1 protein-coding gene is annotated in these 474 nt (G+C 68.4%); it reads left to right on the forward strand.

Features of this window, described 5'->3' with window-relative positions:
• Nucleotides 1–77 precede the first annotated feature (77 nt).
• Nucleotides 78–474 (forward strand): nucleotide exchange factor GrpE (grpE, locus tag L979_RS13750; RefSeq protein ID WP_081994560.1); only part of this gene is annotated, 397 nt, incomplete at its 3' end.

Consider the following 474-nt stretch of genomic DNA (forward strand, 5'->3'; position numbering starts at 1 on the left):
ACACATGGCCGCGTGCGGCACCGACAGGGACCGGTCCTTCTTGTCCGTCATCTCGTTCCCACACGGAAGGTAGAGACATGAGCACTTCACCCGAAGAGCCCCAGAACCCTGAGCCCCGGGGTGGTGAGCAGGAGACCCCGCTGACGGCGGAGGAGATCCTGAACGCCGAGCAGACCGACGAAGCCCGCACGGCCGACCAGGCGGAAGGCGCGGCCGGCGACCACGATCCGGCGGTCGCGGGGGATGCCACCTCGGCAGAGGACAACGAGTTCGCTCGCCTGGCCGAGGACCGCCTCGAAGACCTCCGCCGGTTGCAGGCCGAGTTCATGAACTACAAGAACCGCACGGACCGTGAGCGCGCGCAGTTGCGTGACCACGTGGTCGGCGAGGTTCTGGGTTCGCTGATCCCGGTCTTCGACGACATCGACGCGGCTCGCGCCGCCGGGGATCTGGTCGACGGCCCGTTCGCCGCCA

The sequence above is a fragment of the Kocuria sp. ZOR0020 genome, from assembly GCF_000800955.1.
Classification (GTDB): Bacteria; Actinomycetota; Actinomycetes; order Actinomycetales; family Micrococcaceae; genus Kocuria; species Kocuria subflava.